This window comes from Chromobacterium violaceum ATCC 12472 (assembly GCF_000007705.1).
Classification (GTDB): domain Bacteria; phylum Pseudomonadota; class Gammaproteobacteria; order Burkholderiales; family Chromobacteriaceae; genus Chromobacterium; species Chromobacterium violaceum.
Map to the genome: position 1 here is coordinate 336,097 of NC_005085.1, position 18,689 is coordinate 354,785.

Consider the following 18,689-nt stretch of genomic DNA (forward strand, 5'->3'; position numbering starts at 1 on the left):
TGCTGAGGTCCGGATAGCCAGGGAAGCGCCGCCGGACCTGGGTCGCGGCGGCCGTCTCGAACTGTCGATTATAACCCCTAGTCGTGACAAGAGAAATGCAGCCTGCAAGCCAGCCGGTGGCGTGCGCCGGGCGCCAGCGCGCGGGCGTCGTCGCCGGCGTTGGCGGTTTCCACGCAGACGAAGCGCCGCCAGTCGCCGTCGGGCAGGTCTGCCAGCCTTTGCGCCTTGTCCTGAGCGGGGTTCCACACCACCGCGCTGTGCGAGCCGGCGCTTTCGATCCGGATGTCGCGCCGCCAGCCGGCGTCGCGCAGCGTGACCAGGCCGCCGCGGTAGGCGATCAGGTCGGTCTCGCCGTCGAAGCGCAAGGGCAGGGCCGGCAGGTTCACGCGCTGGTCCGCCACCTTGTCGTGCGCCGGCGCGCTCTCCAGACCCAGCAGATCGACCTTGTCGATGCCGGATACCGCGAAATAGCTGTGCAGCGCGGCGCCGACGGTTTGCGCGGCGTCGCCAAGATTGGCGGTGGTCAGCGCGATTTCCACGCCATCGGGGCCGATGCGGAAATCCAGCTCGGCGGCCAGTCCGCCGTGGCGGGGTCCGTCCAGTTTCACGTGGAACACGTCGCCGTCGCGGCCGGCGTCGCTCAGCCGCCAGACTTGCTGTCGCGCGACGCCGTGCGCCGGCAAGCCGGCATCGGAGGGGTGCGGGCCGAACCACGGCCAGCATACCGGCACGCCGCCGCGTATCGCCTTGCCGGGCTGGTAGGTGGTTTGCGGCGATAGGTAGAGCAGCGGCGGCTCCCCGTCGCGGCGGTAGTCGATCAACTGGCCGCCCAGCAGGGCGATGCGGGCGGAAAAGCGGTCGCCGGCCAGCAGGATCTGGTCGACGCCGGGCGCCAGCGTGGCGAGGCTCATGCCTTGGGGAAGGGACATCGCGCGCTCCATCGGAATCGGGAAAACGCCGATGATAGCGCGCGGCGGGGCGGTTCAGCGCGTCATTCGATCAAGCCCAGCCGCCGCCACAGCGAGCGCAGCGTCCACAGCGGGCCGATCAGCAGGAACTGCAGATCCTGGGTGAACGAGGGCTTTTTGCCTTCGCGCGCGTGGCCGGCGAACTGGCCGGTCCAGGCCAGCGCGAACACCAGCAGCGAGACGAGGCCCAGCGGCAGGCCCTGGCTCTGGGCGATGGTCAAGAGCAGCAGCGCCATGCCGCCGAGCATGGCCATCACCAGCGCCGCCGGCTTGGACAGCCGCCAGTACCAGGCCACGGCGGCCAGCGCCGCCAGCCAGGCCCAGGGCAGCGGGCCGGGCAGCACGATCAGCATGCCCAGCAGCGACAGCGCGATCAGCGGCACGCACAACTTGTGCATGGCGATGTTGAACGGATGGCGGTGGCTTTCGTCGTAGGCCGCCAGCCATTGCGGCAGGGTCATCATGGTTCGCCTCCCTTTATCTGCGCTGGATCAGCCAGCGATGCGGCCGCTCGCGCTACAATCGCTCATTCCCGTCAAGACTGGAGCCAAGGTGTCAGACGCCGCCCAACCCCGTTACCAGCGCATCAAGGACTATATCCTGTCCGGCATCCGCGACCGCCATTTCCTGCCCGGCTGCAAGATTCCGCCGGAGCTGGAGCTGGCGCGGCAGTTCGGCGTGTCCCGCATGACGGTCAACAAGGCGGTGCGCGATCTGGCCGAGGCCGGCATCCTGCTGCGCTTCGCCGGCGACGGCACCTATGTGGCCGAGCGCAAGGCGGAGTCGCCGCTGCTGGACATCAACAACATCGCCGCCGAGATCGAGGCCCGCGGCCATCGCCACACCGCCCAGGTGATCCTGCTGGAGGCCGTTCCGGCCAGCGAGGAGGTGGCGCTGCGGCTCAGCATGCGCGCCGGCGGCATCGTCTACCATTCGCTGATTGTCCATTGCGAGGACGATGTGCCTATCCAGCTGGAGGACCGCTACGTCAACCCGGCCTTCGCGCCCGACTACCTGCGGCAGGACTTCTCCGAGCGCACGCCCAACGATTACCTGATGCAGAGCTGTCCGCTCACCGATATCGAGCATAGCGTGGAAGCGGTGCTGCCGGGCGTGGCGGAGCAGACGCTGCTGGGCATCGCCGCCGCCGAGCCCTGCCTGCTGGTGCTGCGGCGCACCTGGTCGCACAAGAAGCTGGTCAGCTTCGCGCGGCTCACCCATCCGGGACTGCGTTACAAACTGCGGTCGCAGACGCGCGTGAAGAAGTAAACGGTATATACAATTGGCCTGAGATGGCCGATGGAAAAGGGCCGCCGGATAGGCGGCCTTTTTTATTGCCATGCAACATCAGTGCCTTGCATGAGACAGTGCGGGGAAAGATTTCCTCCAGAGCTTGACACCGCTACGCCAGGCGATTAATTGTATATACAAATAACCCGGCAGGACGATCATGAACGTTCCCCATCCCCACCGCCCCAGCCTGTGGCTGAACGCCAGGCTGGCCACCATGGACCCGGCCCACGGCGCGCCCTACGGCGCGCTGGAAGGCCATGCGCTGCTGTTGCGTGACGGCCACATCGAGGCGGTGCTGCCGCAGGCCGAAGCGGACGCCGCCGCCTTCGACGGCGAGGTGTTCGATCTGCAGGGCCGCTGGGTCACGCCGGGCTTCGTCGATTGCCACACCCATCTGGTGTACGGTGGCAGCCGCGCCGCGGAGTGGGAAAAGCGGCTGACCGGTGTGCCTTACCAGCAGATCGCCGCCGAGGGCGGCGGCATCGTCTCCACCGTCCGCGCCACCCGCTGGCTGGACGAGGAGGAGCTGGCGCTGGCCAGCCTGCCCAGGCTCAAGGCCTTGATGGCCGAAGGCGTGACCACGGTGGAAATCAAGTCCGGCTACGGCCTGACCCTGGCTGACGAATTGAAGCAACTGGCCGCTGCGCGGCGGCTGCAGGCGTCGTTGCCGGTGGAAGTGGCGACGACCTTGCTGGCCGCGCACGCGGTGCCGCCGGAATACGCCGGCGACGCTGACGGCTATGTCGACCTGGTGGTGGAATCCATCCTGCCGGTGGCGGCGCGGGCGGGCTTGGCCGAGGCGGTGGACGCGTTCTGCGAGAGCGTGGGCTTTTCCCCGGCGCAGACCCGCCGGGTGTTCGAGGCGGCGCGCGCGCATGGCTTGAAAGTGAAGGGCCATGTCGAGCAGCTATCCAACCTCCACGGTGCCGAGCTGGTGGCCGAATTTGGTGGCCTGTCGGCCGACCACATCGAATATCTGGACGATGCCGGCGTGGCAGCGCTGAAACGCGCCGGCACCGTGGCGGTGCTGCTGCCCGGTGCCTTCTATTTCCTGCGCGAAACGCAAAAACCGCCGGTGGACAAGCTGCGCGCCGCCGGCGTGCCGATGGCGGTGTCCACCGATCTCAATCCCGGCACCAGCCCGTTCGCGTCGATCCGGCTGGCGATGAACCAGGCCTGCGTGCTGTTCGGCCTGACGCCGGAAGAGGCGCTGGCCGGCGTCACCCGCCACGCGGCGCAAGCATTGGGCCGGGGCGCCACCCATGGCCGGCTGGCTGCCGGCTGCGTGGCGGACCTGTTGGTCTGGGACATCGCCCATCCGGCCGAACTGGCCTACAGCGTGGGCGTGCCGCTGCTCAAGCAGCGGGTGTTCCGCGGCGCGGCTCAACATATCGACTGATTACCGTTCGGCCCGCCGGACGCTGCGAGCTTCCGGCCGGGACGGCGACAAAGGAAGCTTGCTCATGGTGGACATGAAAATCTGGACCGGCCGCGTGGACGCGGCCGAAGGCGAGGCGGCCAAGCGCTGGCATCAGGCGGTGCAGGCCATGCCTGAAAACGGCGCGCCCGGCATCGCCATCATCGGCTTCGCCTGCGACGAGGGCGTGCGCCGCAACCAGGGCCGCGTCGGCGCGGCCGGCGGCCCGAAGACGCTGCGCAAGGCGCTGGCCAATCTGGCCTACCACCCGACCTTGCCGCTGTACGACGCCGGCGATGTGGCCTGCGCCGACGGCGATCTGGCCGCCGCGCAGCAACGATTGGGCGAGCGCGTGGCGCAGGTCATCGCCGCCGGCCATCTGCCGCTGGTGCTGGGCGGCGGCCACGAGACCGCCTACGGCCACTGGCTGGGCCTGTCGGCCGCGCATCCGGACAAACGCATCGGCGTGATCAATTTCGACGCCCATTTCGATTTGCGCCAGGCCAGCGAGGCCACCAGCGGCACGCCGTTCGCGCAGATCGCCGCCGACTGCGCCCGCCATGGCCGCGTGTTCCGCTACCTGTGCCTGGGCGTGGCCGAAACCGCCAACACCCAGGCGCTGTTCGACACCGCCCGGCGCTTGGGCGCCGAATGGCGGCTGGACACCGACATGAACGGCTGGCAGCTGGCCGACATCCGCGGCCAGCTGGCCGAGTTCCTCGACAGCGTCGACGCCGTCTACCTGACCATAGACCTGGACGTGTTGCCGGCAGCGCAGATGCCGGCGGTGTCGGCCCCGGCCGGCTACGGCGTCGACATCGCCGTGGTGGAGGCGCTGGCTGGCCGCATCGCCAAGAGCGGCAAGCTCGCCGGCGCCGACCTGGTGGAATTCAATCCTGATTACGACATCGACAGCCATGGCGCCAAGGCGGCGGCGCGGCTGGCCTGGAGCCTGAGCCGCCACCTGCGCCGTTGAAGTTCGCGCGATTCAAGGAAAACAGAGGAGAGAGAACCATGACCGACCCGCGTTTTGACCCATCCCGCCACATCCGCGCGCCGCGCGGCAACCAGCTGACATGTAAAAGCTGGCTGACCGAAGCCGCCTACCGGATGATCCAGAACAATCTGGACGCCGAAGTGGCCGAGCACCCGCAAAGCCTGGTGGTGTACGGTGGCATCGGCCGCGCCGCCCGCAATTGGGAATGCTACGACAAGATCCTGGAGACGCTGCGGAGGCTGGAGGACGATGAAACGCTGCTGGTGCAGTCCGGCAAGCCGGTCGGCGTGTTCAAGACCCACGAGAACGCGCCGCGGGTGCTGATCGCCAACTCCAACCTGGTGCCGCACTGGGCCAACTGGGAACACTTCAACGAGCTGGATAAGAAGGGCCTGATGATGTACGGCCAGATGACGGCCGGCTCCTGGATCTACATCGGCTCGCAAGGCATCGTCCAGGGGACGTACGAAACCTTCTTCGCCGTCGCCAACCAGCACTTCGGCGGCAAGCCGCAAGGCCGCTGGATCCTGACCGGCGGCCTGGGCGGCATGGGCGGCGCGCAGCCCTTGGCCGCCACCATGGCGGGATTCTCCATGATCGCCGTCGAATGCGACGAGACCCGCATCGATTTCCGTCTGAAAACCCGTTACGTCGACCGCAAGGCCACCACCTTGGACGAGGCGCTGGCCATCGTCGAGGACGCCAAGCAGTCCGGTAAAGCGGTGTCAGTTGGCTTGCTCGGCAACGCCGCCGACGTGTTCGCCGAGCTGGTGGCGCGCGGCATCACCCCGGACGTGGTCACCGACCAGACCTCGGCCCACGACCCGGTGCACGGCTATCTGCCGCAAGGCTGGACCGTGGCTCAGTGGCGCGACAAGCAGAAGACCGCCGCCGCCGAAATCACCGCCGCCGCCAAAAAGTCGATGGCGGTGCAGGTGCGCGCGATGCTGACCCTGCAGCAGCGCGGCGCCGCCACGCTGGATTACGGCAACAACATCCGCCAGATGGCGCTGGAAGAGGGCGTAGAGAACGCTTTCGACTTCCCCGGCTTCGTCCCGGCCTATGTGCGCCCGCTGTTCTGCGAAGGCATCGGTCCCTTCCGCTGGGTGGCGCTGTCCGGCGATCCGGAGGACATCTACAAGACCGACCAGAAGGTGAAGGAGCTGATCCCGGACGATCCGCACCTGCATAACTGGCTGGACATGGCCAAGGAGCGCATCGCCTTCCAGGGCCTGCCGGCGCGCATCTGCTGGGTGGGCCTGAAAGACCGCGCCCGCCTGGGCCAGGCGTTCAACGAAATGGTGAAGAACGGCGAACTGAAGGCGCCCATCGTCATCGGCCGCGATCACCTGGACTCCGGCTCGGTCGCCAGCCCCAACCGCGAAACCGAAAGCATGCGCGACGGCTCCGACGCCGTGTCCGACTGGCCGCTCTTGAACGCCTTGCTCAACACCGCCGGCGGCGCCACCTGGGTCTCGCTGCACCACGGCGGCGGCGTGGGCATGGGCTTCAGCCAGCATTCCGGCGTGGTCATCGTCTGCGACGGGACGGATGCCGCGTCCGAGCGTCTGGGCCGCGTGCTGCGCAACGACCCGGGCACCGGCGTGATGCGCCATGCCGACGCCGGCTACGACATCGCGGTGAATTGCGCCAGAGAGCAGGGCCTGGACCTGCCGATGCTGAAGTAAAAACGTAGGGCGGAAGCCCCGCCAGCGGGGCGTTCCGCCTGCATCATGGGAGATTTGGCAGTGCAAGCATCAGACCTGATCGGCGAATGGAAGCTGGACGACTTCATCGTCCACCGTGAAAACGGCGAAGCTTTCCATTGGCCGGGCGAGCAAAGCGGCACGCTGATCTACACCGCCAGCGGCTACGTCAGTGTCGCGCAGAACCGCCAGCCGCTGGCGAATCCCAGCCCGGAGGACGCGCAGCGCGTGTCCAACTTCTACACCGGCCGCTGGCGGCTGGGCGAGGAGGCGGGCGTGGTCTACCACACCGCTTTGCAGTCGAACGTGCCGGCGGTGATCGGCCAGACCATGCGCCGCGAAGTGGAGAAGCTGCCTGACGGGCGCTTGAAGCTGTCCGGGCAAGGACTGAAAGAAAGTGTCACCCTGATCTGGTCCCGTCTGGGCTAGATCGCGCAACAACAGAACATAGAGAAGCAAGAGAGACAGAAGCCATGAGCATCCTCAACATTGTACCGGGCCGGCTGACGCTGGCCGAGCTGCGCCGCGTTTCACGTGAAACCGGCCTGCAACTGCAACTGGATCCGTCCAGCCACGCCGCCATCGACGCCTCCGCCGCCACCGTGGCGCGGGTGCTGTCCGAAGGCCGCACCGTCTACGGCATCAACACCGGCTTCGGCCTGCTGGCCAGCACCAAGATCGCGCCGGAAGAGCTGGAACTGCTGCAGCGCTCCATCGTGCTGTCGCACGCCGCCGGCATCGGCGCGCCGATGGATGACAGCACCGTGCGCCTGGTGATGGCGCTGAAGATCAACTCGCTGGCGCGCGGCTTCTCCGGCATCCGCCGCCAGGTGATCGAGGCGCTGGTCACGCTGTTCAACCGCCAGATCTATCCTGTGATTCCGCAAAAAGGCTCGGTCGGCGCGTCCGGCGATTTGGCGCCGCTGTCGCATATGAGCGCGGTGCTGATCGGCGAGGGCGAAGCCTTTGTCGACGGCGTGCGCGTGCCGGGTTCGGTGGCGATGCGCTCCGCCGGCCTGGAGCCGATCACGCTGGCGCCTAAGGAAGGCCTGGCCTTGCTGAACGGCACCCAGGCATCCACCGCCTTCGCGCTGGAAGGCCTGTTCGCCGCCGAAGACCTGTACGTCTCCGCCACCGTGGCCGGCAGCCTGTCGGTGGAGGCCGCGCTGGGCAGCCGCACCCCGTTCGACGCCCGCATCCACGAAGTGCGCGGCCACCAGGGCCAGATCGACGCCGCCCGGCTGTACCGCGATTTGCTGGCGCACAGCCAGATCGAGCAATCGCATGAAAACTGCGGCAAGGTACAGGATCCGTACAGCCTGCGCTGCCAGCCGCAAGTGATGGGCGCCTGCCTGACCCAGATCCGCCAGGCGGCAGAGGTGCTGCGCGTCGAGGCCAACTCGGTGTCCGACAACCCGCTGGTGTTCGCCGGCGACAACGACATCCTGTCCGGCGGCAACTTCCACGCCGAGCCGGTGGCCTTCGCCGCCGACAACCTGGCGCTGGCCATCGCCGAAATCGGATCCTTGTCCGAGCGCCGGATGGCGTTGTTGATCGACAGCAATCTGTCCAAGCTGCCGCCCTTCCTGGTCAACAACGGCGGCGTCAATTCCGGCTTCATGATCGCTCAGGTGACCTCCGCCGCGCTGGCCAGCGAGAACAAGTCGCTGGCGCATCCGGCCTCGGTGGACAGCCTGCCCACCAGCGCCAACCAGGAAGACCACGTGTCCATGGCCACTTTCGCCGGCCGCCGCTTGCGCGACATGGCCGGCAACACCGCCGGCATCCTGGCGGTGGAGCTCTTGGCGGCCTGCCAGGGCATAGACTTCCGCGCGCCGCACCAATCCAGCGACAAGCTGGAGGCGGCCAAGGGCATGCTGCGCGAGCAGGTGCCGTTCTACGACAAGGACCGCTATTTCGCGCCTGACATCGAGAAGGCGGCGGCGCTGGTGGCCAGCGGCCGTTTCAATAGCCTGGTGGATGGCGAGGTATTGCCGTCGCTGTAACGTGGATGGGTAGGGTGCGTCACCCGAAAGGGCGACGCACCGTCAAATGTAAGTCGCGAGGGCAGGCCGGATGGCTTGCCCTTTTGTCTGCATGGCACGCGCCGGATGCTTAGCGTGCGACGCGGAAACCTATGTAATTGGCGCGGAAATCCGCATCGATGGAATGGTAGGTGTCGATGCCCACCGACTTGGCGTCATACGACCAAGCGCCGCCCCGATATAGGTAAGCCATGCAGGTCTGGTTGTCCTCGCCCGGTTTGGAACGGATCGGCACGCAGGTGGACACCCATTCGCTGACATTGCCGACCATGTCGTACAAGCCGAAGCGATTGGGCGCGAACGACGCGACCGGCGCGGTCTTTTTGCCATCCCAGCGGCTGCCGCAACCGTTGCAGTTGCCGCGGTTTTTCCCCAGCTTGGTGCCCCAGGCGAAGCGGGCGTGGGAACCCGCCGCCGCCGCGTATTCCCACTCCTCCGAAGTCGGCAGGCGATAGCGCTGCCCGGTTTTCTGGCTGAGCCAGTCGACATAGCGCTGCGCGTCGTTCCAGCTGACGTGGATGACCGGACGATCGCCCCGTCCCCAACCTTCGTCATAGGGGTAGTTGCAGGGGCTGCCGGCTTGGCAGGGCGGCTGGTTCGGCCGGGTTTGGTATGCCCAGCCGGTGTCGGGTTCCTGGCAGCCGCCATCATCGACGCAGGCATCCCATTGCGCGAAGGTGACGGCGGTAGCCGATAGTTGAAACGGCGCGATCTGTAGGGTTTGCCGCAGGTATTTTTCTGGCGGGCAGACGCGTCCTTCTTTCCATCCCGGGCAGGCGTCGGTTTGCCATTCTCCCGCGGGGATGTCGACCATCCGGGGCAACGTTTCCGCCATGACCGGGGTGCTGAGTCCGGCGAGGGCAAGCAGGCTGGCGAGTCGGATATGGCGGCTTGGCTTGGTTTGTACCGAGGGAAGATGTGGCTTCATTGCGGCTTGCGTGAATGGAGTGCGCCCATTTTAGCGCGTGTCATGATTGGGAAAATATTGGCCTTGTACTGTGGCGGATGGTTATGTACCTGCTGCGCGGACGGATGGCTTGGGTGTCGGTTCCGCCCAGCGAGCGGGCCAGGGGCTGTGCGGCCAGCCCCTTGGCGATCCCAGGCCGCCCCAGCAGCGCGGCGAAACCCCGTCTCCAAAACCCTTTCCAAGGCGCTGCCCAACTCGCGGGGCGCAAGCGTCGTCCCGCTCTGACAGGGGGGCGGTTTAAAACCTTGGAAAGGGTTGCGGAGCCGGCTTGCGCTGATGGAGAGGGGCGGCATCGGTTCGGTTCTACGGCGCGAGAACTAACAATTTAGCGAGATGGAACGATATATCCATGCCTTGCCTGCAAAACGAGATGTATATCGATAGTCTCCTGCTTTCCCCTTCCGCGCGCGCTGCTCAAAAATCGTCCGGTCAGGTTTTAAGCCGCCGCTTGCTTGAGCGGCGCGACGGTAGCGCGACGCCAGTTCGGCGGCGCCTGGCCGGGCTGTTTTAGAGCGGGGTTTCGCGCGTGGTAGGGGCGGCCTGGGGTTGTCAGGGGGCTGGCCGCGCAGCCCTCTGACCCGCCTTTGGGCGGAACTCGCTTTTTCAAAGAGGCGGGTATGTGAGCGGCAACCGCCTGGTTGTAGTCACGTAGGGCCCATGTCGCGACGATGGACATGCCACTCGCCCCGGCTTTCGGCCGGTCCCCCGATCTCCCCGTTTCCGCTAGTCTGGATTCTTTTGCCAGGGGCCTGCGATGTCCCCTCTCCCTCCCGGAGTCGTGGCCGGCGCGTGCTTTTTCTTCACCGTGGCCACCACGCGCCAGCATGCGGTGCTTATCGACGAGATGGTCCGCGTCGCGTTGCGGCGGGCCATTGTCGCCGTGCGATCGGCGAGGCCGTTCCGGATCGAGGGCTGGGTGCTGTTGCCGGACCGGATGCATGCGATCTGGACGCTGCCGGCCGGCGACGCCGACCACGGATCGCGCTGGCGCGAGATCAAGCGCAAGGTGACGCGGTTGGTGGGCGCGCATTATCTGCGCACGGATGGGAGGCCGGGCCGCGAACGGGAAGCGCTCTGGCAGCAGCGCTACGAGCTGAGGCGGCTGGACGATGCGCGGGAGCTGGCGCGCCATCTGGATTTCCTGCATTACAGTCCGGTGCGGCATGGCTGGGCGGAGCGGGTGCGCGATTGGCCGTACTCGTCGTTTCACCGTCATGTCATCGGCGGCCGTTATCCGCCGGACTGGATGGAAGGCCAGGTTGGCTGAACCCTGGCTGTCCCGCGGGGTCTCAGCCGCTGGTGCCTCTGGCCCTCTTTATTTACAGACGAATAGGAGCCCGCCATGACCGACATGTCTACGCTCAGCTTCGCGATCGTTCCCAATCGCGATCTCACCGCGCAGCAGCGCGACCACATCGTGAGCCTATGCTCGCAGGCGTACGAGGAGGACTTCTCGCCTTACATGGAGATGTTGGACGACGCCACCCACCTGATGGTCAGCGACGAAGGCGAGCTGGTCAGCCACGCCGCCTGGCTGCCGCGGGAGCTGCGCGCCGAAGGCTTGCCGCCGCTGCGTTCCGCCTACGTGGAAGCGATGGCCACGCTGCCGGACCGCCAGGGCAAGGGCTATGGCAGCGCGATGCTGTCCACCATCCCGGCCTTGATCGGCGACGACTACGACATCGCCGCGCTGTCGCCGTCCGAAGCCGATTTCTATGCCCGCCGCGGTTGGGAACTGTGGCTGGGGCCGCTGGCCTACCAGGATAACGGCAGCCTGGTGGAAACGCCGGAGGAGGAAGTGATGATCTACCGCCTGTTCTACACGCCGTCGGCGCTGGACATCAGCGCGTCGCTGGAAACCGACTGGCGGCCGGGCGAGGTGTGGTAAGCGTTTGATTAGGCAAATGACCGGCCCCGCGGGGCCGGTTTTTTTATCTCCGCGCGCGTTGCGCTTGCGGCGCAAAGCCTTGCCAGGCCAGGCTATGCCTCAGGGATAGCGGTCCGCTATCGCGCTTATCCTGAAATCCAATTGGAATTGCCAGGTGTCGCGGCGCACAGTGAGGAAGAATGAATCGCGAAGGGGATGCCGATGTTGCAAGCGTTGTTGCCGCCATTGCTGGCCTATTCCGGCGGTTACCGGCAAGGCTTGTCCAATCATGTGCCCATGGCTCTGCAAGCCCTGGCCGAGCTGGGCGCGGACGAGGCTGAGCTGCGCCGCCGGGCCGCGTCGTGCGCGCATCTGGAAGCGCTGGTCGATGACGGCCGCGATATCGCGGATATCGGCGGCTGGCTGGGAGACCCGTCCAGCGAGGCTGCCTGGCGGCGGCGCTTCGCTTGGGAACGGGAGAGCGAGCGCTGGCAGCGGTGCTGGCCTCAGCGCCTGCAACTGGTGTTGGAGGCGCCGGCTTCTGCGTCGTTCCATGGCGTGATCCGTCTGGCCTACGCGGTGCGCGGCGGGATGGGGGCGGAGGTCGACGCCGCGCTGGCTTATGCGCTGGCTAACTGGCGGCTGCTGCCGTCGCCGGGCCGCAGCGCGGTGCCGCTGACCCTGCCGGAGCTGCTGCGCGAATGGCACCGCGCGCCGATTCCGCCGGGCGAAGAGGGCAGGTTGATCGCCGACGATATCGAACACGCGCTGGCCGCGTCTGTGCTGCCGTGGCGGCTGCCACCCGGCTTGCTGGCCGGGGCGCGCGAGCAGCGCCGCCTGTGCCGCCTGCTGTTTCTGGCCAGGCGCAAGTTCAATACCCTGCATCTGCTCACCGCCTGGGAGGCCAGCCTGAGCCTGGCGCGCGGGCAAGGCTGGAGCGAAGTGCCGGATTGCGCGGTCTTGCAGATGCAGATGGCGTTGTTGGGGGCGTTCATTTACCACGGCTGCCCGGCGCTGCCGACGCTGCGCCGGGATCCCTTGCCGCCGCTGGCCGACATCCGCCGTCTGGCGCGGGCGCAGCGGGACGACCACAGCGTCAAGCTGGCGCTCAGTTGCATGCGCCTGGCGGAGCTGGACGGCGACGCCGCCTGGCTGGAGCTGGCTACCGAGGTCGCGGTGCACGGCTGGCCGGAACGGGTGGCGGCCTGATGGAAAACGGCGGGCCGCCGCATCGCGACGGTCCCGCCGTACCGAAACGTCCGGCCCGCGCCATGCGGGCCGGCGCTGCCGCGCTTACTGCACCTGGGCGAAGGCCTGGGCCACGTAGGGCGCGTTGGCGGCGTTGAGGCCGGCCACGCACATGCGGCCGCTGCCCACCAGGTAGACGGCGAACTGCTCGCGCAGCTTGTCCACCTGCGCCTGGCTGAAGCCGGTGTAGCTGAACATGCCGCGCTGGTTCACCAGGTAGCCGAAGTCGCGCTCGGGCAGCGCTTCCTTCAGCACTTGCACCAGCACGCCGCGCATCGCCTGGATGCGCTCGCGCATCTCGTTCACCTCGGACACCCACAGCGCCTTCAGCTCCGGATCGTTCAGCACGGTGGCGATCACCCTGGCGCCGTGCGTCGGCGGGCTGGAGTAGTTGCGGCGCACGGTGGCCTTGAGCTGGCCGGACACCAGCGCCGCCTCGGCGGCGGTTTCGCACACCACGGACAGGCCGCCGCAGCGTTCGCCGTACAACGAGAAGATCTTGGAGAAGGAGTTGCTGACCAGGAAGGCGATGCCGGCGTCTGCCATCGCGCGGATGGCGTAGGCGTCTTCCTCCAGACCGGCGCCGAAGCCCTGGTAGGCAATGTCCAGGAAGGGAATCAGCTGGCGCGCCTTGGCCACTTCCACCACCTGGTCCCACTGCGCGTCGGTGAGGTCCGCGCCGGTGGGGTTGTGGCAACACGGGTGCAGCAGCACGATGCTCTTGGCCGGCAGCGTCTGCAGCTTGGCCAGCATGGCCGGGAAATCCACGCCGCGGGTGGCCGGGTCGAAATACGGGTAGCGCTCCACGGCCAGGCCCGCGCCTTCGAAGATGGCGACGTGGTTGTCCCAGGTCGGGTCGCTGACCCAGACGCCGGATGCCGGGAAATAGCGCTTGAGGAAGTCGGCGCCCACTTTCAGCGCGCCGGAGCCGCCCAGCGTCTGCAGCGTGGCGATGCGGCCGTCTTTCACCGCCGGATGCTCGGCGCCGAATAGTAGCGTCTGGATGGCGCTGCGGTAAGCCGGCATGCCGTCCATCGGCAGATAGGTGCACGGCGGCTGCGGCTGGCTGGCCAGCAGCGCCTCGGCCTGCTCCACCGCCTTCAGCCGCGGGATGCGGCCTGCCTCGTCGTAATACAGGCCGATGCTGAGGTTGACCTTCTGCTCGCGCGGGTCTTTGCCGAAAGCTTCCACCAGCGACAGGATGGGATCGCCGGCGTAGGCGTCTACATGTTGGAACACAGTCTTCTCCTCTTGGTTTGCGGGCTCCCGCGCTGTAGTCCGGCGGGTCGCCTTGAAATCAGGCCAGGTCGTCGCGTTTCAGCGCCAGCGCCATCGCCGCGATCCATGGCACGATCAGCCAGCCGCCCAGCACGTTGACCAGCGCCACCCGCTTCAGCCGCGGGCTCTTCACCAGCGCGGCGGTGATGGTGGGCAGCAGGTAGGCCCCGCCCATCACCAACGCGTCGCCCAGCCAGATGGCGATTTCGGTCAGCAGCGGCATCCCGCCCCAGCTACCGGCGCACCACAGCGCGATCACGGCCAGCAACAGGGCGGACAGCAGGTTTCTCAGCAAGGGCAGGGGCATGACGGGTCTTACCGTGGGCAAACCCTTATCCTGCGAGTTTTTGCCGCGGCTGGCAACGGCCGCATGCGTGAGATAAAGGTGGAAAATGCCATAAATCAAGGACGATCCGTCATTTTCTTGTTGTTTGTATGCCAAACGCTTGTTCGGCGGGCGGTGTTTGTTTACGCTGAAACTTTCCTCAAGGCGAGAAACGGCGATGGCGGTGGCGATAGACAGCGATCCGGCGCGGCTGGATCGGGATCGGATTTACCAATACTTGTCGGGCGAGTCTTACTGGGCGCGCGGGCTGCCGCGCGAGGTATTCGAGCGCTCGCTGGATCATTCGCTGTGCTTCGGCGCTTATGCCGACGACGGCCAGCTGATCGGCTTCGCCCGCGCCATCACCGACCGCGCCACTTTCGCTTACCTGGCCGATGTGTTCGTGCTGGAGCGCTGGCAGGGGCAGGGCGTGGGCAAGCGGCTGGTGGCGGCGGCGATGGCGCACCCGGATCTGGCCGGCCTGCGCCGGATGATGCTGGCCACCGCCGACGCCCACGGCCTGTACGCGCAATACGGTTTCACCGCGCTGAACCGTCCGGAGCGGATGATGGAGAGGCTGGACCAGGATGTGTATTTGCGCTTGGCGCGAGAATGATTTGAGGGCATAGAATATGTGTCTTTTAGTCATGAAAAGAAAATCCACGTGATGAGACTGGCGCAGATCTATCTGAAAGGTATTGGCGCAGAATTGGGACGTGCCTCGCACAACCATTTTTCCCCGCAAGACTGCGTCAACGTGGCGCCCAGCGATGGCATCGATTTTGTCCATCCGCGCGACCTGGACGATTTTCGCCATTATTCGCAAGAGCAGGCCGGTTACGGTATTGCGCCGGCCCGGGTCGATCATGTGGCCGATGCCGCGGCGCTTCCTTTCGGCGATGCCTCGCTCGACTACATCGTCACATCCCACGTTCTCGAACATATTCCCGACGTGATTTCCGCCTGGCAGGAATGGGAGCGCGTGCTCAAGCCCGGCGGCATCAATTTCATGGTGGTGCCCAAGCGCGACGCCGAAGCGACGGACCAGACCCGTGCCATCACGCAGCTGGATGATCTGGTGGCCGCTTATGAGCGCCGGGACACGGTGCTCTCATTTCCGGAGTTGCCCTGGCGGGGCCACTACCACGTTTTCACTTTGCAGGTATTGCTGGCGGCGTTGAACTGGTACAACCAGAACGAGATGGGGCACTGGCAGCTGGAGGCATTGGAAGAAACCGACGGCCAGATCGGGAACGGCCACACGCTGGTGCTCAGCCGCCAGGATGGGGCGCCGCCTGCATTGGCCGCGGTGTTGGATGATCTGGTCGGCGCGTTCAACGACGGCCAGGATTGGGACCGGGTGCAGTGGCGGGCCAGGCAGGCGCTGTCGCAGAATTTCCGCCTGCACGAAGTGTGGCTGCTGTTATCGATTGCCGAGGAAAAACGGCTCGACATCACCGCGGCGCGGGAGGCGATGTCCCAGGCACTCATCCTGCAGCCTGCCAACACCAACTACCATGCGCGTTACCGCGAATTGACCGGGCAGGCGTTTTCCTACCCGATCAGTTTGATCGATTATCTGGCACGCTCGTTATGACCATCAAACGATTCTGGGCTGACCCCTACCAGACAGAACTCGCCACCCGGATTTCCCGAGTGGACGGCGAGCGGATGTGGCTGGCGGAAACCATCTTCTACGCCTTCTCCGGCGGCCAGGAGAGCGACAGCGGCCGCATCGCCGGCCATCCGGTGCGGCTGGCGGAGAGGCAGGGAGCGGACATCGCCTACACGCTGGATGCCGGTCACGGCCTGCAAGCCGGCGACGCGGCGATGGTAGAGATAGACTGGCCGCGCCGCTACCGGCTGATGCGGCTGCATTTCGCCGCCGAGCTGGTGCTGGAAGTGATCTGCCGCCAGGTGGACGGCGTGGAGAAGATCGGCGCCCACATCGCCGAGGACAAGGCGCGGATAGACTTCGCGCTCGATCTGCCGATCACGCCTTTGCTGGCCGACATCGCCGCCGCCGCGCAGCGGCTGATAAACGACGATCTGCCCATCGTCAGCGCCTTTTCCGACGAGGCGGCCGGACGCCGCTACTGGGAGCTGCCCGGCTTCGCCCGCGTGCCCTGCGGCGGCACCCACCTCAAGCGCAGCGGCGAGGTGGGGCGGATCGCCCTCAAGCGCCGCAATATCGGCAAGGGCAAGGAACGGGTGGAAATCTATTTACTGGAACCATGATGCTGTATGACCTTGCCGCGGTCGGTGCCGCCGGCTGCTGGGCGCTGGGCGGATTGCTCGGCGCCGGGCCTTCCCGCCATTTCGGCCCCTTCGCCTTCACCCGGCTGCGGCTGACGCTGCTGACCATGGTGCTGGGCGGCGTCAGTCTGCTGTCCGGCGGCTGGCATTCCATCAGCGCGGCCAGCCTGTGGCCGGCGCTGCTGTCGGGGCTGGCCGGCATTTTCCTGGGCGACACGGTGATGTTTGCATCCATGAACCGGCTGGGGCCGCGCCGCACCGGCTTGCTGTTCGCCACCCATTCGGTGTTCTCGGTGCTGCTGGGCGTGCTGTTCCTGGCAGAGCGCTTGAGCGCGGGCGCGCTGCTGGGCAGCCTGCTGGTGTTCGGCGGCGTGCTGCTGGCGGTGGCCTTCGGCCGGCGCGAGGTGGACGCCCACGTGTGGGAGCGCAACGACAAGCTGGCCGCCGGCGTCGCGCTGGGCCTGGCCGCCGCGTTGTGCCAGGCGTTGGGGACTTTCTTCGCCAAGCCGGCGATGGCGGCCGGCCTGGAGCCGGTGACCGCGTCGGCGCTGCGCATGGGTGTCAGCTGCGGCGCCCACTATCTGTTGTGGCTCAGCGGCTGGAAACTGGCGCAAAGCCGCGGCCGGTACACGCCGCGTATGCTGGGCCAGACCGCGCTCAACGGACTGGTGGCGCTGGGCCTGGGCATGACGCTGATCATGCTGGCCTTGCAGCATGCGAATGTCGCGACGGTGGGCATTTTGTCGGCGCTGAGTCCGGTGCTGATTCTGCCCATGCTTTGGGTGGTTTTGAAGCGTCCGCCGCCGCCCTTGGCCTGGCTGGGCGCCGCAGTCAGCTGCGCCGGCACCGCGCTGGTGGTGCTGCGTTGAATAACGAAAACCGCGCCGTGAGGCGCGGTTTCACGTGGAACGTTGCGGGCGTCAGTACTTGATGCAGGCGAGCAGGGCGATGTTGCGGGGGCGGATTGAACGAATAAAGCTGGAATCGGCGGGGTTGCTGATAGTCGTTGAATTAATGAAGTGAAGATTGGCCGCATTGGCTTGCGCCGGCTCATACCCAAGCGCGGACAGATTATTCGAAGACCAGTCGATGGCGCCCACGGTCTGCAAGCCATCATTGTCGACCAGCAACTGGGTAGAAATCTGGCTGGAACCGATGGCTCGGCCGGTATCCACGCCGCGTCCATTATCCCAGCCGCGGATGAACTCGCCGCAAAGGTTGGGCAATCCGAATGTCGTCGAGCCGTCGCCATTTCCATAGAGGCCGCCAATGGCGGCGAACAGCGCCGGGTAGTCCTTGCGCGCAACGGTCCGCCCGTCGGCGATCAGCCAGCCGGCCGGCGCGTCTTTCATCGCGAAGTAGGCCACCATGCCAGCCGGCGCGGCGGCATTGACCTGAGTCACGGTGGCGCCGTCGGCGATGCCGTAGCCGGCCAGCGTGGTGGCCTTGTCGGCTTTGTTCGATAGCTGCTTGGTGATCGAGGCTGCGTAATTGGCGTCGTTGCCCAGCGCCGCAGCCAGCTCTTGCAAGGTGTTCAGCGCGCCTGGCGCGCCGGCCACCAGATCATTGATTGCTTTTTGCAAGTCGGTCTTGCTGGCACCGTCGGTGATGCCGTAATCGGCCAGCGTGCTTTGCTGTCCGGTTTTCAGCAGCTTGACCCAGGGCTGCCAATTGCCGTCTTGCAGCCGCTGTTCGTAAGTGGCGCCGCCCCACATCCAGTAGACCTGGCTGCCCCACTTATCGTTGAGGAAGTTGGCCAGCAGCATGCCGTTGCTTTTATCCGGGGTTCCGCTGACTAGGCTGCTGTCGACGTGGTAGAGGCCGTTGGGACGCACGGTTTGCAGCGAGCCGCTGGCGATGTTCTTGGCGTAGCCGGATAGGCCGGCGGCGTTCAGCGCCTGTTCGACGCGCAGCGGCGTCATCGCCTTGACGTTGTCGGTGCCCGCTTCCGCCTCGGCCTGGCTGGCGATGGCGATGCCGTAGCCGGCCAGTGTGGTGGGCTTGCTGTTGCCGCCCCAGGCGATGTTGCGCACGGCTTGCAGCAACTGGTCCTGGCGTGTCGAGTCAGGGGTCTGGCCGCTGTTCTTGATCACGATCAGCAGTTCCTGCGCGGCCGATTGCACGCCGTTCAGCCAGTCGGCGGAGACGATGGTGCCGAGCTCGCCGGTGGCGGGGTTGCCGTCATGAAACAGGCTGTCGGGGCTATTGATGGGTTTGAGATCTTGCATGGAAAACGCCTCCCGCTGGCTAAAGAAAAATCGGCCGCAGGGCCGATGACGGATGTCGCTGTTTGAGAATGACGGTTATTGTGCGGGAGGCTGA

At 66.4% G+C, this 18,689-nt stretch carries 19 protein-coding genes; 13 read left to right on the forward strand and 6 right to left on the reverse strand.

From position 1 onward, the window contains the following. Nucleotides 1–77: 77 nt before the first annotated feature. Both CV_RS01505 and CV_RS01510 read right to left on the reverse strand, forming a co-directional pair. Nucleotides 78–929, reverse strand: a complete 852-nt coding sequence (locus CV_RS01505; protein ID WP_011133873.1) for a D-hexose-6-phosphate mutarotase — start codon at nt 927–929, stop codon at nt 78–80. Between the two features lie 62 nt (nt 930–991). Further along, on the reverse strand, nt 992–1,432 hold the full coding sequence (locus CV_RS01510; RefSeq protein WP_011133874.1) for a DUF962 domain-containing protein: 441 nt from the start codon (nt 1,430–1,432) through the stop codon (nt 992–994). A gap of 88 nt (nt 1,433–1,520) precedes the next feature. On the opposite strand from CV_RS01510, the gene hutC reads away from it, so the two are divergent. The 6 genes from hutC (at nt 1,521) to hutH (ending at nt 8,387) form a co-directional block, all read left to right on the forward strand. Beyond that, nucleotides 1,521–2,237: a histidine utilization repressor gene (hutC, locus tag CV_RS01515; RefSeq protein ID WP_043597085.1), complete on the forward strand. Its 717-nt coding sequence runs from the start codon at nt 1,521–1,523 to the stop codon at nt 2,235–2,237. A gap of 181 nt (nt 2,238–2,418) precedes the next feature. Beyond that, nucleotides 2,419–3,660, forward strand: a complete 1,242-nt coding sequence (gene hutI / locus CV_RS01520; protein ID WP_011133876.1) for an imidazolonepropionase — start codon at nt 2,419–2,421, stop codon at nt 3,658–3,660. A gap of 64 nt (nt 3,661–3,724) precedes the next feature. Further along, nucleotides 3,725–4,654: a formimidoylglutamase gene (gene hutG / locus CV_RS01525; protein WP_011133877.1), complete on the forward strand. Its 930-nt coding sequence runs from the start codon at nt 3,725–3,727 to the stop codon at nt 4,652–4,654. Between the two features lie 38 nt (nt 4,655–4,692). Then, complete coding sequence (gene hutU, locus CV_RS01530) at nt 4,693–6,363, forward strand: urocanate hydratase (protein WP_011133878.1); 1,671 nt, start codon at nt 4,693–4,695, stop codon at nt 6,361–6,363. A 60-nt stretch (nt 6,364–6,423) separates the two neighbouring features. Beyond that, a complete protein-coding gene (locus tag CV_RS01535; RefSeq protein ID WP_218567046.1) occupies nt 6,424–6,810 on the forward strand; it encodes a lipocalin-like domain-containing protein in 387 nt (128 codons plus the stop codon). A gap of 44 nt (nt 6,811–6,854) precedes the next feature. Continuing rightward, nucleotides 6,855–8,387, forward strand: coding sequence for a histidine ammonia-lyase (gene hutH / locus CV_RS01540; RefSeq protein WP_011133880.1), 1,533 nt, complete (start codon nt 6,855–6,857; stop codon nt 8,385–8,387). Between the two features lie 109 nt (nt 8,388–8,496). On the opposite strand, the gene CV_RS01545 is transcribed toward hutH, so the two are convergent. Continuing rightward, the gene (locus CV_RS01545; RefSeq protein WP_080508894.1) at nt 8,497–9,354 is read right to left on the reverse strand and encodes a formylglycine-generating enzyme family protein; all 858 of its coding nucleotides are present in this window, start codon (nt 9,352–9,354) and stop codon (nt 8,497–8,499) included. 793 nt (nt 9,355–10,147) lie between these two features. On the opposite strand from CV_RS01545, the gene CV_RS01550 reads away from it, so the two are divergent. From CV_RS01550 to CV_RS01560, 3 genes are all read left to right on the forward strand, one after another. Further along, nucleotides 10,148–10,660, forward strand: coding sequence for an REP-associated tyrosine transposase (locus CV_RS01550; protein WP_011133883.1), 513 nt, complete (start codon nt 10,148–10,150; stop codon nt 10,658–10,660). A 75-nt stretch (nt 10,661–10,735) separates the two neighbouring features. Then, nucleotides 10,736–11,281 carry a GNAT family N-acetyltransferase gene (locus CV_RS01555; RefSeq protein ID WP_011133884.1) on the forward strand — a complete coding sequence of 182 codons (546 nt, stop codon included), beginning with the start codon at nt 10,736–10,738 and terminating at the stop codon, nt 11,279–11,281. A gap of 201 nt (nt 11,282–11,482) precedes the next feature. Next, complete coding sequence (locus tag CV_RS01560; protein ID WP_011133885.1) at nt 11,483–12,469, forward strand: questin oxidase family protein; 987 nt, start codon at nt 11,483–11,485, stop codon at nt 12,467–12,469. A gap of 84 nt (nt 12,470–12,553) precedes the next feature. On the opposite strand, the gene CV_RS01565 is transcribed toward CV_RS01560, so the two are convergent. After that, nucleotides 12,554–13,747 carry an aromatic amino acid transaminase gene (locus CV_RS01565; protein WP_011133886.1) on the reverse strand — a complete coding sequence of 398 codons (1,194 nt, stop codon included), beginning with the start codon at nt 13,745–13,747 and terminating at the stop codon, nt 12,554–12,556. 58 nt (nt 13,748–13,805) lie between these two features. Beyond that, the gene (locus tag CV_RS01570) at nt 13,806–14,093 is read right to left on the reverse strand and encodes a superinfection immunity protein (protein WP_043595260.1); all 288 of its coding nucleotides are present in this window, start codon (nt 14,091–14,093) and stop codon (nt 13,806–13,808) included. Between the two features lie 196 nt (nt 14,094–14,289). Between CV_RS01570 and CV_RS01575 the strand changes: the two genes are divergently transcribed. The 4 genes from CV_RS01575 to CV_RS01590 are packed head-to-tail and all read left to right on the forward strand — an operon-like array spanning nt 14,290 to nt 17,236. Then, nucleotides 14,290–14,727, forward strand: coding sequence for a GNAT family N-acetyltransferase (locus tag CV_RS01575; protein WP_011133888.1), 438 nt, complete (start codon nt 14,290–14,292; stop codon nt 14,725–14,727). Nucleotides 14,728–14,778: 51 nt separating this feature from the next. Further along, entirely contained in the window at nt 14,779–15,708 is a 930-nt protein-coding gene (locus CV_RS01580; RefSeq protein ID WP_043595263.1) for a methyltransferase domain-containing protein, read from the forward strand. Beyond that, nucleotides 15,705–16,349 (forward strand): alanyl-tRNA editing protein, encoded by a 645-nt coding sequence (locus CV_RS01585; protein ID WP_011133890.1) that lies wholly within the window; start codon nt 15,705–15,707, stop codon nt 16,347–16,349. Before CV_RS01580 ends, CV_RS01585 begins: the two co-directional genes overlap by 4 nt. Further along, entirely contained in the window at nt 16,346–17,236 is an 891-nt protein-coding gene (locus CV_RS01590) for a DMT family transporter (RefSeq protein WP_011133891.1), read from the forward strand. Before CV_RS01585 ends, CV_RS01590 begins: the two co-directional genes overlap by 4 nt. 51 nt (nt 17,237–17,287) lie before the next feature. Here CV_RS01590 and CV_RS23995 read toward each other — a convergent pair whose 3' ends face one another. After that, nucleotides 17,288–18,595, reverse strand: coding sequence for a phage tail protein (locus CV_RS23995; RefSeq protein WP_011133892.1), 1,308 nt, complete (start codon nt 18,593–18,595; stop codon nt 17,288–17,290). Between the last annotated feature and the right edge of the window lie 94 nt (nt 18,596–18,689).

Excerpts from the sequence above, each read along its gene's own strand:
- CV_RS01590 (WP_011133891.1), top strand. The coding sequence starts at position 16,346 with ATGATGCTGTATGACCTTGCCGCGGTCGGTGCCGCCGGCTGCTGGGCG.
- CV_RS01570 (WP_043595260.1), bottom strand. The coding sequence starts at position 14,093 with ATGCCCCTGCCCTTGCTGAGAAACCTGCTGTCCGCCCTGTTGCTGGCC.
- hutH (WP_011133880.1), top strand. The coding sequence starts at position 6,855 with ATGAGCATCCTCAACATTGTACCGGGCCGGCTGACGCTGGCCGAGCTG.
- CV_RS01555 (WP_011133884.1), top strand. The coding sequence starts at position 10,736 with ATGACCGACATGTCTACGCTCAGCTTCGCGATCGTTCCCAATCGCGAT.
- CV_RS01560 (WP_011133885.1), top strand. The coding sequence starts at position 11,483 with ATGTTGCAAGCGTTGTTGCCGCCATTGCTGGCCTATTCCGGCGGTTAC.
- CV_RS23995 (WP_011133892.1), bottom strand. The coding sequence starts at position 18,595 with ATGCAAGATCTCAAACCCATCAATAGCCCCGACAGCCTGTTTCATGAC.
- hutU (WP_011133878.1), top strand. The coding sequence starts at position 4,693 with ATGACCGACCCGCGTTTTGACCCATCCCGCCACATCCGCGCGCCGCGC.
- hutG (WP_011133877.1), top strand. The coding sequence starts at position 3,725 with ATGGTGGACATGAAAATCTGGACCGGCCGCGTGGACGCGGCCGAAGGC.
- CV_RS01505 (WP_011133873.1), bottom strand. The coding sequence starts at position 929 with ATGTCCCTTCCCCAAGGCATGAGCCTCGCCACGCTGGCGCCCGGCGTC.
- CV_RS01510 (WP_011133874.1), bottom strand. The coding sequence starts at position 1,432 with ATGATGACCCTGCCGCAATGGCTGGCGGCCTACGACGAAAGCCACCGC.
- CV_RS01580 (WP_043595263.1), top strand. The coding sequence starts at position 14,779 with ATGAGACTGGCGCAGATCTATCTGAAAGGTATTGGCGCAGAATTGGGA.
- CV_RS01585 (WP_011133890.1), top strand. The coding sequence starts at position 15,705 with ATGACCATCAAACGATTCTGGGCTGACCCCTACCAGACAGAACTCGCC.
- CV_RS01575 (WP_011133888.1), top strand. The coding sequence starts at position 14,290 with ATGGCGGTGGCGATAGACAGCGATCCGGCGCGGCTGGATCGGGATCGG.
- hutI (WP_011133876.1), top strand. The coding sequence starts at position 2,419 with ATGAACGTTCCCCATCCCCACCGCCCCAGCCTGTGGCTGAACGCCAGG.
- CV_RS01550 (WP_011133883.1), top strand. The coding sequence starts at position 10,148 with ATGTCCCCTCTCCCTCCCGGAGTCGTGGCCGGCGCGTGCTTTTTCTTC.
- CV_RS01545 (WP_080508894.1), bottom strand. The coding sequence starts at position 9,354 with ATGAAGCCACATCTTCCCTCGGTACAAACCAAGCCAAGCCGCCATATC.